The sequence below is a fragment of the Algoriphagus locisalis genome (genome assembly GCF_900116615.1).
GTDB lineage: Bacteria > Bacteroidota > Bacteroidia > Cytophagales > Cyclobacteriaceae > Algoriphagus > Algoriphagus locisalis.
This window is the reverse complement of record NZ_FPBF01000001.1, coordinates 464,727-479,868: the sequence shown is the minus strand read 5'-3', so window position 1 is coordinate 479,868 and position 15,142 is coordinate 464,727. Positions and strand designations below refer to the sequence as shown.

Sequence of the window (15,142 nt, the reverse complement as noted above, 5' to 3'; positions counted from 1 at the left end):
GGGAGACGGAAGTGACCCAAATTTTAGTGTTATTCTGAATATATATTTCTTTTGCCTTAATCAGGGCCTGAAAAGCAGGGAGATATTAAATTTATATCAGCATGAGTTTACCTATTTGAATTAATTTTGGTTTCAGCCTTGAAAAATCCCCATCCTTAAGGATTGATTCCATGCCTATTGGTTCATTTAAACGGACACTCAACTAATTAAAAACGATGAAAATCATTTGCATTGGCCGGAATTATGCGGCTCATATAGAGGAATTGAAAAATGAAACGCCCGGAAGCCCGGTTGTTTTTCTAAAACCTGATACGGCGCTTCTGAAAGACGGAGCTCCATTTTTCTACCCGGATTTTTCCAAAAACATTCATCACGAAGCTGAACTGGTACTGAAGATATCAAAGCAAGGAAAATACATTCAGAAGAAATTTGCTCATCGATACTATGATCAGATTGGTTTGGGCATCGACTTCACCGCACGTGATTTACAGGATCAATGCAAAGCCAAGGGTTTACCGTGGGAAATAGCTAAGGGTTTTAACGGAGCTGCTCCGATTGGAGGATTCAAATCCGTAGAAGATTTTGAAGATCAGAAGAACATAGACTTTCACCTGAGCATCAATGGGGAAACCCGTCAGAGAGGCAATACATCATTAATGCTTTTTGACTTTGGCACCATCATAGCATATGTATCGCAATTTTTTATGCTAAAAACCGGAGATTTAATCTATACAGGCACACCGGCAGGAGTTGGTCCCGTGCAGATCGGAGATCGATTGGAAGGATATATTGGAACTGAAAAGATGTTGGATTTTGAAGTTAAGTAAGCTAGCCTACGCAGTCCTATTTCTTGGATTATTGACTGGTTTTGAGCTTGATGCTCAAGAAGTTGATAAAACCTACTTCAGAAACCCAATCAACCCAGGAAGCAGAAATTACCTATCCGGAAACTTTGCCGAATTACGTCCCAACCATTTCCACACGGGTTTGGACTTCAAAACCGGAGGTCAGGAAGGTATTCCCATTTTGGCGGCAGCGGATGGCTGGGTACATCGCATCAAAATCTCATCCTTTGGTTACGGCAACGTCATCTACCTCAAGCACCCGAATGGCATGATTACGCTCTACGGTCACCTGCGCAATTTCAACCAGGAACTGAGCGAATACATGCGGAAGAAAATGTATGAGGCAAAAGCAAATGAGCTGGAAATCTATCCTGAACCGGGAGAATTACCAGTGAAGCAGGGGCAGCGCATCGCAGATAGCGGAAATACCGGTGGCTCAGGTGGTCCACATTTGCACTTTGAGATTAGAGACAGCTTGGATCGAGCCATGGATCCACTCCTATTTGGATTTCCCGAAATCATCGATAACAAAGCGCCTGTACCCCAAAGTATAGCCATTGTTCCACTAGCTATTGATTCCCGGGTGAACGGGAAATTTGCCAGACTAGAAGTCACTCCTGTAGCAAACGGTTCAAATTACCGTTTACCAAGCGAGATCAAAATCACAGGTAAGGTTGGAATAGAAATCCGGAGCTATGATCAATTGGATGGCGCAAGTAATAGAAATGGCTTTCCTACTTTTGAGTTGGCCGATGATAAAGGCAGAGTTTTTAATTTGACAGTTGATAAGGTTGATTTCAACTACAGCAGACAGTTTCTTCTGCATACCCATCAGAATCGCTATACCAAGCTTTATTTTCAGAAAAACCTGAAATTTGAATTTTTCACACCTGATACTACTACAACAGGACATCTGGAGCTAGAGCCTGGGGTAAAAAAAGCGTACAATTTGACCCTTCATGATGCCTATGGAAACGAGCGTCAGATTAGTTTTACACTTCAAGGTCAAGACAGAGAACCGAACATTAATGATGGTGCAGCACCTTCCAAGGCATCGTTGGATTACATCAACAATATTCTGAAAATAAAAGCCCCGATCTCAGCAAAAGGCGGTTTGGCAAAATTTCGAGTGGGTGCAAATTCCTTTGAAATGCTGCCTGCTTATCAGGATGCAAACAGCAGAACTTACCTCTGGGATTTGGATTTTGGCATTCCTGAGGAGATCGACATTTGCAGCGAAGTGGTAATACCCGGCATTGACGCGCTAATCCCTGCGGGGAAGGAAACTTCCTACTCGGAAGATAATGTACAGATGAATTTCAATCATGAAACCGTTCTGGATGATTTATTCTTGAGAGTTTCTAAAGCTGGATCTGCATCTTCACCTCGATTGATAGTGAACAGTAGCCGCGAATACCTTTGGAATGCAGCAAATATTCTGTGGAATGTACCCGAATATACTGGCAACAAGGAAAAATCGCACGCCTACTATACTTCCGGAGGTTCTAAGTCTTTTTTGGGAGGAACATGGAATGGAGACACCTTGAATTTCGGTTCTAGATATTTGGGAGAAATTTCCATTTTGCAGGACAATACCAAGCCAAGTATCCAAGTAATTAAAGCCAATTCATCCGACTTGCGTTTTGTGATCCGGGATGATTTATCCGGGATTGACAGCTACGAAGCTTATGTAAATGGAAAATGGGTATTGATGAGATACGAATACAAACAGGCCGTGATTTGGTCCGAAAAACTCGAAAATCTACCCTTCAAAGGAGAAGTTTTGCTAAAAGTTACCGATAAAGCTGGCAATACTGCTGAATGGAAAGGAACGATTGGTTAAATTAGGCGCCCTAAACAACTAGCTTATGCAATTAGAAAAAGGCCAAATGGCCCCAGATTTTGAAGCGAAAATTGAAACAGGAGAAACGATCAAGCTTTCTGACTATAGAGGGAAAAAGGTAGTTCTCTATTTTTATCCAAAAGATGCCACTCCAGGCTGCACTGCCCAAGCTTGTAACCTCAGAGACAACTACGAGGCTTTGCAAAAAGCAGGATATGTGGTTTTCGGTGTTAGCTCAGATCCTGAAAAATCGCACATTAAGTTCAAAGAGAAACAGGAACTTCCATTTTCCCTGATTGCCGACACGGATCTAAAAGTTCACGAAGCTTTTGGGACCTGGCAGGAAAAGTCTATGTACGGAAGAAAATACATGGGTACTGTCCGAACCACCTTTGTAATCGATGAGGAAGGCAAAATATCCGAAATAATCGAAAAAGTAAAAACTAAAGATCATACAGCTCAAATCCTAAATTAAACCTATCCCTAATGGAAAAACAAACAATCGAACAACTCGAAAGTACCGCATCACAGGTACGTAGAGACATTCTCCGCATGGTACATGCGGTACAGTCAGGACACCCTGGCGCTTCACTTGGTTGTACTGAGTTCTTTGTAGCTCTGTACTTCAACCAGTTGAACCACGATCCGAATTTTAAAATGGAAGGAAAAGGAGAAGACCTGTTTTTCCTATCCAATGGTCATATCTCACCAGTTTGGTACTCTGTATTGTCCAGATCAGGATATTTTGCTCCTGAGGAAATGGATACATTCAGAAAATTGAATTCTAGACTTCAAGGACACCCAGCGACTGAAGAAGGGCTTCCGGGAATCAGAATTGCCTCTGGATCTCTTGGGCAAGGCATGTCCGTAGCAATCGGAGCAGCTCAGGCTAAGAAAATTGATGGCGATGACAGCACAGTTTATGTACTGATGGGTGATGGAGAACAGGAAGAAGGTCAGGTGTGGGAAGCGGCAATGTATGCGGCTCACTGGAAAGTGGACAACCTGATCGCAACAATTGACCTGAACAGACAGCAGATCGATGGCCCAACAAAAGAGATCATGGATCTGATCGATCTGAGAGCCAAATATGAATCCTTCGGATGGGAAGTCATAGATACCCTTCAGGGCAATGACATGAAGTCTGTAGTAGAAGGACTGGAAAAAGCAAAAAGCCTAAGCAGAAAAGGAAAGCCAGTGGTGAATTTGCTTCACACTGAAATGGGCTTTGGAGTCGATTTCATGGTGGGTACACACAAGTGGCATGGCATTGCTCCTAGTGATGAGCAACTTGCAAACGCTTTGGGACAACTTCCAGAAACAATTGGGGATTTTTAATCCACATTTTTAGACCATTTACTCAAAAGAAATCATGGAAAAGACATTGGATTTAAAATTCAACTATACAGAAAAAAAAGATACACGTTCCGGATTCGGTGACGGCTTCCTGGAAGCTGGTCATAGAAACCCAAATGTGGTAGGACTTTGTGCTGATTTGATCGGTTCATTGAAAATGGGAGCTTTCCAGAAGGAATTCCCTGAGCGATTCTTTCAGGTAGGAATTGCAGAAGCAAACATGATGGGTATCGCTGCCGGTATGACTATCAATGGCAAAATCCCTTTCACAGGTACTTTCGCCAACTTCTCTACCGGACGTGTGTACGATCAGATTCGTCAGTCTATTGCCTACTCTGGCAAGAATGTAAAAATCTGTGCTTCTCACGCAGGTTTGACGCTGGGTGAAGACGGTGCTACGCACCAGATTCTAGAGGATGTAGGCATGATGAAAATGCTTCCTCACATGACTGTAATCAACCCTTGCGATTACAATCAGACCAAAGCTGCTACCATTGCAATTGCTGATTACGAAGGTCCTGTTTACCTGAGATTCGGTCGTCCATCCTGGCCTATTTTCACTGATCCAGCCCAGAAGTTTGAGATCGGTAAAGCCTGGAAAATGATCGAAGGAACTGATGTGACTATTTTTGCTACCGGACACTTGGTTTGGGAAGCGGTAGTAGCTGAAGCAATCTTAAGATCTGAAGGTATTTCTGCAGAAGTAATCAACATCCATACCATCAAGCCACTGGACGAAGAAGCGATTCTGGATTCAGTAGCTAAAACTGGGTGTGCAGTAACTGCCGAAGAGCACCAATACAATGGTGGTTTGGGTGATAGCGTAGCACAAACCCTAGCTAGAAACAATCCAGCTCCTGTAGAATATGTAGGTGTAAATGACAGCTTTGGCGAGTCAGGCACTCCTACTCAATTATTGGACAAATACGGACTGGATGCAGCGAATATTGTAGCTGCAGCCAAGAAAGTTTTGGCGAGAAAGTAATCTTCACTTGTGGCCGAAAAAAATACCAGCGATAAAAATTGCTTTGATCGCCCGTTCGGATGACCGAAGACGGGTGGCCGAAGTAGCTTTTAACGTAGTGTTGATCTAACCCTATATTGCTTTAATCTTTATTTAAAGCAGAAAAGTAGATTAACAAATAACTATTTCAAATGCAGCTTCTGGAGAAGCAGCTTAACGAATAAAACCACAGCTTCGAAAGGGGCTGTGGTTTTATTTTATTCTTTTAAAAAGCATAAGAAATCCCTTCATTTTTATTTTGGCAAGACAATTGAAATACATTTCTTTGAATAAGAATTAACAGCGTACAATCACCCAAAATTGCCGTTCGTCCTTTAATCGCCACCGCTCGCCTATTTCAATGATTAAACTTACTGAAGATATCAGCATCCAAAAACTTACAATTGCCGACCAACCGGAGCTTTTAGAATTGATGCGGGAAATTTACATTCCCTCTTATAAGCACATATGGTCAGATACAGGGGAATGGTATCTAGATCAAATGTATAATCCTGAAGCTTTTCAGAAAGATTTGGAAGATCCCCGTAGCCATTATTATTTCGTCCTTTATGAGGGTTGGAAAATCGGCATTCTGAAATATAGCTATCCAGAATCCCCAGAGTTAATCGACTTCCCGGATTCCTTAAAACTCCATAGAATCTACATCAGCAAAGAGTATCAGGGCAAGGGAATCGCTGCGCAAATCATGAAGCGGGTGGAGTCCATCGCCAGAGAAAGAGGCTTAAAATACATGTGGCTTGAAGTCATGGACACGCAACTGCAAGCACAGCGTTTTTATAGAAAAATGGGCTTTGAATGGCTTTTCACCTATCACTTGGACTATGAAAAAATGCTACCAAAGTACCGGGGAATACAGATATTGAGGAAAACCTTAATTTAATATGGATATAGGGAATGATGCCAGTAACCAATATTTCTCTGCTCAACCGGCCGGAAGACCGATGACCGAAGACCGAAGACTCCCGCAGGAGCGGGACAGGCTAAAGTGACCTCAATTCTTAGGTTTAACATATCCTATGCTGCTTTTGCCTTCTTACTGGTAGAAAAGTGGATATACATATAATTTAATTAATGATTTGCCAGTAGATCACACATGGCTTAATGGATTTTGGCTATTTGTATAATTGCGTATATCTATATTATTTCATATCTATTTGGAATCCCGTATTTTTAGAAAAAAGCTACTATGTTTCGGTCTGCACTCTATTCACTTTTAGCAATTTTACTGGCTTCCTCAATTATCTTCTACCTCATAGATAATACAGAAGAATCACAAACCTCAACTACTTATCAAGCCTCAAGCTTGGCTAATTTTGATTCCTCTTCATCCGTTCAAGACAAGGATGTGGACGAGGAATTAGTCGGGGTCTTTTACATGCCGTCCTGGAATACCTCTCCAGACCCAGCTATAGATAGGGATAGTTTTTGGTCTTGCCTGACTGGAAGAGAAGATTGCTCCAGCATTCAAAACCCGGGGATCTGGGGACCAAAAGGAAGGATTTATAATGCAAAATATCCCTACGAGGGACCTTATTTAGACCGAAAGCCAATCAAAGAACTGAAAGGTTTCTACAAGCGGGATGATCCAGAAGTCATCAAGAAGCAGCTAGAATACATGAAGAGCTACGGAATTGACTTTTTTGCCTATGACTGGTTTTTTGGAAGAAATTATTATTACCACTTAGACTTTGCCCCCCAATCAAAAATCTACTACCCTAAAGGCTGGAAAAAAGACCCTGCTATTTCAGGTAGGGTTGCAGTGCCCGGAATGGTAGAATGGGGTGATCCGCTGGAAGTATTGCTGAACGTAAATGCAAGCTTGCCCAAAGAAAAGCAGATGAAATGGGCAATCAACTGGTGTGATGACAGCAATGAGCGCTGGATGGCTTGGCTCAAAATAGGTTCACCGGAAGAGATGGCCAGAAAAGCGAATTATGAAGGGGAAAAGCCCGACAAGGCTCTTTACCTCAAAGTTCATGAGAAAATCACCCAACTCTGGATAGATGAATATTTCAGTCGGGGAGATTACCTGACAGGAAAAGACGGCCGGCCTATCGTCTATTTTTATTTCCCTCAGGATGCAGAATCCCGTGCTGCTTACTATGGCTTGAAGATGAAGGATCTGCTGGATCTATCGCAGAAAACAGCTCAAAAAGCAGGTTTAAAAGGCATAAAATTCATCGCTGTTGCTTCCGGGCCCATGCTAGAACATGAGCGTATCTATGGCCTCCCTACCCTTTGGAAAGCAAATAACCCAGCAAAACCCTGGGAAGGTGGTGAATATCAAAAGCGCCAATTACTCCAGGAATATGTTCCACGGCTTAAAAGCATGGGCTTTGAAGGAATGACAGCTTATGTCTATCACAACTTTATGAATAAGGACAACAAGTCATTTGCTGATATGCGGGAGACCTACAGTGGCCATTGGACTATGTGGAGTGAGAAATTTAAAAATGACCCAGATTTTGAATATCAGGTTCCAACCGCTATGGGCTGGGATATGAGACCTGCTGGAGGTACATGGCCACAGCCTTCAGGGTTCCCAAGTGAACCTCAGAAAGATCGTGTACATAGTGACAAAAACTCATTTACTGCTATGCTGAAGGAAGCTCAGCAGATATCCAAAAAATATCGTTCCAGCAACGGAAACACCGTAATGGTCTGCTGCTGGAACGAATATCTAGAAGGCAACTACATCGAGCCTACCGAAGGGCATGGATTCGATTATCTGGAAGCTATTCAATCGGTTTTTGGGAATTAACTCTTTCTAATTTCTTCAATTGAGCTGATCTAGTAAATTTTTTAGTAGTTCGGCTGCCAAAAGAGATGTTTCATTCTCACTGTTTTGAGGTTGCTTTTGCGGAGGAAGTTTGGCCAAGATAGCGCTGACCAGTTTCAAATGTTCCAGTTCTGCGGCTTTGTGCCCCTTATGCCCTGCTTTTGCCCAGAGTAATAAATAGGCTTCACTTACCTTATCTGCATTTACTTTTTGGTCAAGAAAATAGGCTGTCAGAGACATACTCGCATAATGTGAAATCGCCCAATAGTCATTATGTGGCTTTATGTTTTTTGTGGCATTTTCCAGTAATTTATTAAGTGCGGTGACTGCTTCCTGCTGAGTTTTAGAGAAATTTAGTTTCTTCTCCAACCAAAATTTCAATTGTAGCAATATCAACCAATTGCACAGTGGATAAGGGTCCGAATTCTTGCATTTATTGCTGGCACGTTCATAAGCATCAATGGCAGAATCTAATGCTGCCAAATCTACCTTCAGCTCCTGTGCTAAGGAAAGTTGCAATTTACGCTTGTAAGTGCTGCCGAGTAAGGATATTCTTTCGCCAGTCTCTCCGAGCAAGCTGGTCAAATCCTGCAATTTTTTGATCACAGTATCCAATTCAATGGCCGCTTGTGACGCATCCAGTTTACCTTTTTCTACATTAGCCAAAGCAAATTTTGCACGGATGTTACAATACTGCTCAAAGGCTTTGACTGAATAGCCCGCATTCTCGGTAGAGAAGAGTTTCTTATACCCAGCGCATGCTTTTTCATAATTCATCAACCCTGCATAAACTCCAGCCATCAATTCTAGAATTTCTGCATTGTTGTCGGCTATTCTTTCAGCCTGAGTCCTTACTTTTTCCATTCTGCCACTGATACTATCGTAGTCAAATTCATTGGCTGATAGCATTTCCAACATATTCTCCAGTTCAATTTCAATTTCCTCCACACTCAAATCATCTTTCCTATCACTTCTATGCCCACCTTCATTCAGCTTGTAAAAAGGATCTCCATAGCATTGAAATGCACCCCAGGTGTTGGTTCGTTTACCTTCTGATTTATAAATGGTATTTCTAGCCCGTTTTACTGACTCACCGAATCCATATCCACTAAACATATTTCCATAGAACACTTTGGAGAAGGTCAGTGCAGCCGCATCGTCCACCGCCCATCCAGCCACTATCACAGCACGTGCACCATTATTGATCAATTGGGTTCCGATGTTTGCTGCAAACTTATTGCTTTGCTGACTCATCAATTCCGCAGTATTATCAACTTGCCCGAGGTAGCAACAATTCACAAATATCAATTCAGCTGAAGAACTCATGCCTGCTATTTGTCCCGGGGTGAGAAAAGTATTATTTCCTATTACCATTCCTGTGGATTTTTTCGGACCATGCCTGAACACCCCATGCCCTGCCAAATGAATAATTTTATGATTTCTGGAAAACATAGCAAGTATAATATCCTTGGCCTGGGTATTAATCAGACTTGTAATCTGGTAATCCTCAGACCGCAGCAAATTGCCAATGGCGATAGCTTCTTGTTTCGCGCCTGGCAGTTGCGGCATAAAATCGCCCAACATAGGATCACCGACGACTAACGCGGTTGTTTCTGTGACCTTTGCGATTTTCCCCCTAGAGTCGCTGGTCGTCAATTGCCTCACCATGCCGATGTTGACACACAATGGATCGCCGTCCACATGGTCCAATAGCATCTCCCAAGGATAAGCTGCGCTGGAAGGGTCGAGTACCCAATTAATATTATTCAGTCGCTTGATTTCTTCCTTAAACTGATACGGAACCAGCAGTTCAAACATAGCCGTTGCGATTTCCGGGGAGAAGCGATTGTCCACCGTCATCTGTTGAAGCAACATGTCCAAAGTCTGATCGCTGGACGGAATAGCTTCCATTTTTTCGCTTGCCCCGGTGGTCGTGATCGACATGCGTAATTTATCAATGGAGTTCTCGTCTAAATCATTGGCTGGCTGGTGGACGACTGTAATTCTACTCCACCAATCCGAGGAATAATCAAACGGAACACGCTTGCGTTTTCCTAGACAATATCTGAGACCATTTTCCTTGAAACTGATATTGAAATCTTTCTGATCATCATCATTGAGTCTTTGAATAGTCTTCAGAATAGATAAAGCACGATCGTTATACAACTCAATAATCTCAATCTCCTCGATCCCACGGATGGTACCCTGGTAGGTTTGTTGCACATTCCTATTTGCCCGCTGCACCCCTGCGATAATGGCACGTATGGAATTGTCTGTAGATAGCCCCCCATAATTATTCGCAATGGCAATGACTGAAATTCCGTTGAGCTGAAAGCCCGCTGCATTTCCAGCACCATACTCCTGATGTTTTTTGATTGTGAGGTAGCGTGCGACACCTTTCTCTACAGAATTGATCAAGTAAAAACTAGATAATTCACCTTGCACACCCAAGCCGACAATAATCCCTCCTTTAAAGCCTGAGTGAGCGGCAGATTCATTGAGCACTATTTGATTGGAACCTATTTTTCCCGGATATAAGCCCAAGGAAAAAAGCCTTCCCAATTCTCCTCCCAAATGCTTATCAATTGCGGCTTCGGCATTCAAAATCACATCGTTTTCAAAGTGACCAGCCAATACGGGATATCGCGCATATTTCAGATCGCCATTGGTCACTAGTACAGAGATTGGCTTTTCATTTTGCCAAATTTCCTCCGGCTCAGCAATACCTAAAACGGTGGAAACAAGATTTTCCTCACTGATATCGAAAATCTCTGTCTCGGTAGGTGTAAATTCCTTCTCATCACCTCTTGTGGTGGGAAGACTATTTTGAAGCCTTTTTGTACTGCCAAAAATCAGCAGTTCTTCGATGGCCCTGAAAAGATTCTTTTCCTTGGCCAGACTTCCATGGGTGACATTGGCGTAGTAAACCTGATTATTAACCATCATAGAGCCTGGAATTCCCGACGCCCAAGTTACACTCTCATCCCCCTGGTGAGTGGCAAAAAATTCCAGCTTCCCTTTATCTATCTCCATATTGGAAACTGTAAAACTCTTTTTACCGCTTTGTCCCGCGATGTAGGTAAAGTTACTGAAATCCAAAGGCTCCTTTATTGACCAGATCTTACGCTGATGCTCACCAAACTCGGCCAGCAAACCCTCATCGGGAATTGGCCAGCCTTCGTCTCCATGCGCTGTCCTCATTTTTTGCCAGAGTTTCGGATCTGAGAAATCGAATTTCCCATTCGGATCTATAGGTAAGAGGTTGAGAATTCCCGGGAAATCACAGAAGTATTGAAGAAGTTCCTTGGTAGAATGCCTTATGTCGATTTTGCCCAACAGCTTTATCAAACTGTCCTTGCCAAAAAGTACGTAGGGAATCCTGAAAGATCCACCCAGAGGAGAACCCAGAAATATTCCCCGAAACCCAACTGAAGTATTTAGCCTGTTCCAGGTTTTAGAATAATATACCATAAAATCCCTGACCAAAACGCCCCCCATACTATGAGCCACAATTTTGATGGGTTGCTCTTTCTTCAACAGCTCATCTATTTTACGTTCGAAAACAGCAGCGGTGTCTTTCAGGGGCTTTCTCCAATCAAACTGGAAAGTGACCACATCGTAGGTTTCCGCTAACTTTTTACCCAAATCATGGTACGATGTTTTGATTAGAGAAAGTGCATTCAGGTCACTCGAATTGTTTTCTCCAAGCTTCAATTGGGATAACCCTCCCCTAAAAAAACCCAGGTAATTTATCCAAATGAGTTCTTCTTTTACATTAGCTGCCTGCGGGGATTTCCCAATATTTGAACCCATTATCCCAGGGATCAGAATCAAAATCGGCTTGTCTCCGGAAACCTCCGAAGCCACATAAGAGCCCTGTTCTATACCAAGACTACCACGAGTACCATAGTTACTTCTTAAGGTGTATTCTGCTGGAAATTTGCCGGGTTGTGCAGCAAGCCCTGCCGCAATAGCAGTTAAGGTTTGTGGACTGCAGAAATACTTGAAGTGGTCAATTTTTCCACTTTCCTCCATATAAATCCCTACTTGATCGTCTTTCCGAGGCGATCCCCATTTCATACTTTCCGTATCGACGACCAGGTCATTTTTTCCCAAAAAGAAAAACTTACCCAGCAGTACCACCAGCGTTTTAAAAGTAAAACTCAGTTCGGCACTACCTCCTACGACCAATAAAGGAAAATCTATCTTAACCTCCGTCGCTTGATTATTCAGTGCCTTGATGAATGGCGATTTGGGATTCATAGCTTCCAGGCCAGGAAGCACATCTGCATCATCTTTGCAGGCGACAGCAGCCATGATGAATTCCTTGAAAGCAACGAAAACCGGATTCCCCACATGCCCCACTGCCAAGCCAACCAAATTAAAGGTGACGTTTAGGTAAATATTCAATCTACCGGATGCCAGTGTGGTGCCATTAGCCGGTGCAGCAACACGTACCATCGATCGAACCTGAATGTTTTTCTCCTTAACGATTTTTGAAATAGCCGCTATATCTTCTAATTCCTTAGCTCTTTTGTGTTTGGTAAACAGTTCCTTTTCGGCCTTATCAAAGCCGATTTTATCCTCACCGGCACAGAACCTTGCCAGTAACTCAGCCAGTAAGCCACCTCGGGATTGGCTGAGTAGGTCTAGCTTTATATTCGCCGGTAGGCTCTTTACCAAAACAAGAATATTTTCCAAAGGGCTGGAAGTCAAGGTCCGATGCTGGAAAGCCAGTATATGATCTGCTTTGTATTTCCCGGAATTGTCCTCATCATCAAAAAGTTTTTGCCACTGATCAGATTTCCCTAGATCCCCAAAGGAACTCTGGGTGGATGATGCCGTGCCGTGAAGCAGAAGCACATATGCATCATCGACCTTCAATTTGGCAGCACCGTCACGGCCAAATTTCAAGGGACTCAGCTCAATAGCTGTAGAACATTGGGTCAGAAGACCATGCCCGATTTTTTCAAAGGATTCGCCCGGAAACGCCAGTTGCTTATTTTCCAGCTTGGTTGCCAGTTCCTTTATTTTAGGCGGTATGATATTCTTTTTTACAAAAATCTTGACCAGCCTGATGGCTACTTTTTTGAATACTCCCCGATCCTGAAACTCGGAGGCAAGTTCATCGGGAAGATAAAGCTCATCTCCCGAAGCCGATCTTTTTAACTCTTGAGGAAAAAGGGAGTGTAAGGACTCGCTATCGCCCATCCATACCGTGTCGTCTTCAAATTCAAACTCAATGATACGATCATCATCGAGTTCTACGGTCTGCTCAGGCACATCGCCACGGGTGGGACTCAGCACGGTGTAAGCTTTATCCAGCTGATAGAGGTCAAAGCCCTGATCCTCTCCTGCTATGAATGGCAAATGATCTTGTCCTTTCAGCTTGATTTTCAAAGTAGCCATAAATAAAAATTATAAGTTTAATTATAAAATATCCTGTCAATAATGAGAAGAAAGAAATGCTAAACCGCCAGCACGCTGTCCAATGTGTAAGCTAGAGATGAGAAAAAATCATCTCTGAATTTTCAAAAACTAATCGAATTGTAATTTCACCTGACGGAAAAACCTATTCTGAAAACTCCCCTACAAATTAAAATTTATTGTTTAAAAAAAGTCATTATCACCAAATAATCTGATACTTAAACAATAGTAATCCAATGTATTATCTGCAAATGCAGTGAATAAGTAATATGATTATCCGCAAGGATGCCAGTGACCAAAATTTCTCTGCTCAACCTGCCAGAAGACCTCCCGATAGCTATCGGGAGACCGAAGACTCCCGCAGGAGCGGGACAGGCTGAAGTACCAGCAACGCTAGTGTTTACCATACTTTAAGTCGCTTTTTATCTTTTACTGGTAGAATTGCGTTTATCCGTAAAGAAATTCATCCATTTCAAATAAAATATTCTCTTCAATTTTTCGTCTAGAAATAAGATTAATCCAACTCTCATTTTCAAAAATCCGCACACTTGAAATTCCAGTTTCTTGCCTTTACCCTACTGTTATTTGCCAATAATTTGCTTGCCCAAACTTGGATCCCCTCAGATTACAATCGCTTCACACCATCGCAATTTTTCCAGCTTGCAGCAGTTAATCAAACCATCAATTACAAAAAAATAGACCGGGGGCTTTTGCAGGCTGCTATGTTTTACGCCACCAATGAGGAACGCGTCAAGCATGGCTTGAAACCTTTTGAGTATTCTGATCAAATAGAAAAAGTAGCATCAGAGCATGCCAGTGATATGGTGAGCTATAATTTCTATTCCCATGTCAGCAGGGTAAAAGGCAAAAAAACCATTGGGGAGCGATTTGCAAGAGAAAATGTAAACCGAGCCTATATAGGAGAAAACATTAGCTCAAGCATAGCTTTGCAGTATCAGCCGGGAAGGAAAATCAATATTCCCAGAAGTGGAGGAATGTACACCTATGCTAATAATAGCCGGGAAGTAATCCTTCCGCATACCTATTTGACCTATGCCCGGGAAGTGGTGCAACTTTGGATGAGCTCACCTGCCCACAGAAAAAGTATTCTCAATCCTAATTTTGAGGAATTGGGTTGTGGCGCTCAGGTTTACAACAACAGGGAATCAGACAATGTACCCTATTTTATGGGCGTCCAATGCTTTGGGAGTAAAAACTAAAGCGGATTTTAATTCCTTGTAAAAGTAGTGAGAAATGGAAAAGCAACTGAGACTGCCCATTTTTGCATTTTTTATATTTTTTATTGGATTACTTTTCCTATTTCTTGAAATTACACCAAACAAACTTTTATAATCATGCTAGAACAATTGTTAAGTATGGCGGAAGGCCCGCTACAGGAAATGCTCGCCGGAATGAATCAAAACCAGGCTGGAGCTTCGGCCTCAGTATTAAAAGACTCGATTGCATCTAGTGTGCAGAAGCAGGTTGCATCGGGAGATCTGAGTGCTATCAAAGAAATGTTTTCGGGAGGCGAAACCTCTCCCAGTGCACCTGTAATCAATAATTTGCAGGGAGACGTTTCCCAAAACCTCATGGAAAAACTGGGAATCTCCAAAGAGCAAGCAATGGGAATAGCCGCAGCTGCACTTCCCATGATCATGAACTTCTTCAACAAGCGGGTGAATGATGCTCCACAGGATAATAATGATATCATGTCTTCACTGATTTCATCCGTACAGGGTGGTCAGGGCAATATCAATCCTAGCGATTTACTGGGTTCGCTGATGGGCGGAGGAAAAGGTGGAAGTGGAGGATTGGATCTGGGTGGGCTGATGAATATGGGCAAAGGGCTCTTTAAGTAAACGATT

At 42.6% G+C, this 15,142-nt stretch carries 10 protein-coding genes; 9 read left to right on the top strand and 1 reads right to left on the bottom strand.

The window, feature by feature from the left end:
• The first annotated feature begins 215 nt into the window (after window positions 1–215).
• The 7 genes from BM386_RS02090 (at window position 216) to BM386_RS02060 (ending at window position 7,829) form a co-directional block, all read left to right on the top strand.
• The gene (locus tag BM386_RS02090) at window positions 216–827 is read left to right on the top strand and encodes a fumarylacetoacetate hydrolase family protein (protein ID WP_091691405.1); all 612 of its coding nucleotides are present in this window, start codon (window positions 216–218) and stop codon (window positions 825–827) included.
• Window positions 814–2,688, top strand: a complete 1,875-nt coding sequence (locus BM386_RS02085) for a M23 family metallopeptidase (protein WP_091691404.1) — start codon at window positions 814–816, stop codon at window positions 2,686–2,688. Before BM386_RS02090 ends, BM386_RS02085 begins: the two co-directional genes overlap by 14 nt.
• 25 nt (window positions 2,689–2,713) lie before the next feature.
• A complete protein-coding gene (bcp, locus tag BM386_RS02080; RefSeq protein WP_091691403.1) occupies window positions 2,714–3,163 on the top strand; it encodes a thioredoxin-dependent thiol peroxidase in 450 nt (149 codons plus the stop codon).
• 11 nt (window positions 3,164–3,174) lie between these two features.
• Window positions 3,175–4,026 carry a transketolase gene (locus tag BM386_RS02075; protein WP_091691402.1) on the top strand — a complete coding sequence of 284 codons (852 nt, stop codon included), beginning with the start codon at window positions 3,175–3,177 and terminating at the stop codon, window positions 4,024–4,026.
• A gap of 34 nt (window positions 4,027–4,060) precedes the next feature.
• The gene (locus BM386_RS02070; RefSeq protein ID WP_091691401.1) at window positions 4,061–5,029 is read left to right on the top strand and encodes a transketolase family protein; all 969 of its coding nucleotides are present in this window, start codon (window positions 4,061–4,063) and stop codon (window positions 5,027–5,029) included.
• Between the two features lie 379 nt (window positions 5,030–5,408).
• Window positions 5,409–5,948 (top strand): GNAT family N-acetyltransferase, encoded by a 540-nt coding sequence (locus BM386_RS02065; protein WP_091691400.1) that lies wholly within the window; start codon window positions 5,409–5,411, stop codon window positions 5,946–5,948.
• A gap of 306 nt (window positions 5,949–6,254) precedes the next feature.
• Entirely contained in the window at window positions 6,255–7,829 is a 1,575-nt protein-coding gene (locus tag BM386_RS02060; RefSeq protein WP_091691399.1) for a glycoside hydrolase family 99-like domain-containing protein, read from the top strand.
• A 15-nt stretch (window positions 7,830–7,844) separates the two neighbouring features.
• Here BM386_RS02060 and BM386_RS02055 read toward each other — a convergent pair whose 3' ends face one another.
• The gene (locus BM386_RS02055) at window positions 7,845–13,256 is read right to left on the bottom strand and encodes a CHAT domain-containing protein (RefSeq protein WP_091691398.1); all 5,412 of its coding nucleotides are present in this window, start codon (window positions 13,254–13,256) and stop codon (window positions 7,845–7,847) included.
• Window positions 13,257–13,822: 566 nt separating this feature from the next.
• Between BM386_RS02055 and BM386_RS02050 the strand changes: the two genes are divergently transcribed.
• Together BM386_RS02050 and BM386_RS02045 are read left to right on the top strand one after the other, a co-directional pair.
• Entirely contained in the window at window positions 13,823–14,494 is a 672-nt protein-coding gene (locus BM386_RS02050) for a CAP domain-containing protein (RefSeq protein ID WP_091691397.1), read from the top strand.
• Window positions 14,495–14,629: 135 nt separating this feature from the next.
• Entirely contained in the window at window positions 14,630–15,136 is a 507-nt protein-coding gene (locus tag BM386_RS02045) for a DUF937 domain-containing protein (RefSeq protein ID WP_139235830.1), read from the top strand.
• Window positions 15,137–15,142: the final 6 nt, after the last annotated feature.

What these genes read in the sequence shown, in the direction of transcription:
- BM386_RS02065 (WP_091691400.1), top strand. Translation starts at nt 5,409, where the DNA reads ATGATTAAACTTACTGAAGATATCAGCATCCAAAAACTTACAATTGCC.
- BM386_RS02045 (WP_139235830.1), top strand. Translation starts at nt 14,630, where the DNA reads ATGCTAGAACAATTGTTAAGTATGGCGGAAGGCCCGCTACAGGAAATG.
- BM386_RS02090 (WP_091691405.1), top strand. Translation starts at nt 216, where the DNA reads ATGAAAATCATTTGCATTGGCCGGAATTATGCGGCTCATATAGAGGAA.
- bcp (WP_091691403.1), top strand. Translation starts at nt 2,714, where the DNA reads ATGCAATTAGAAAAAGGCCAAATGGCCCCAGATTTTGAAGCGAAAATT.
- BM386_RS02055 (WP_091691398.1), bottom strand. Translation starts at nt 13,256, where the DNA reads ATGGCTACTTTGAAAATCAAGCTGAAAGGACAAGATCATTTGCCATTC.
- BM386_RS02070 (WP_091691401.1), top strand. Translation starts at nt 4,061, where the DNA reads ATGGAAAAGACATTGGATTTAAAATTCAACTATACAGAAAAAAAAGAT.
- BM386_RS02060 (WP_091691399.1), top strand. Translation starts at nt 6,255, where the DNA reads ATGTTTCGGTCTGCACTCTATTCACTTTTAGCAATTTTACTGGCTTCC.
- BM386_RS02075 (WP_091691402.1), top strand. Translation starts at nt 3,175, where the DNA reads ATGGAAAAACAAACAATCGAACAACTCGAAAGTACCGCATCACAGGTA.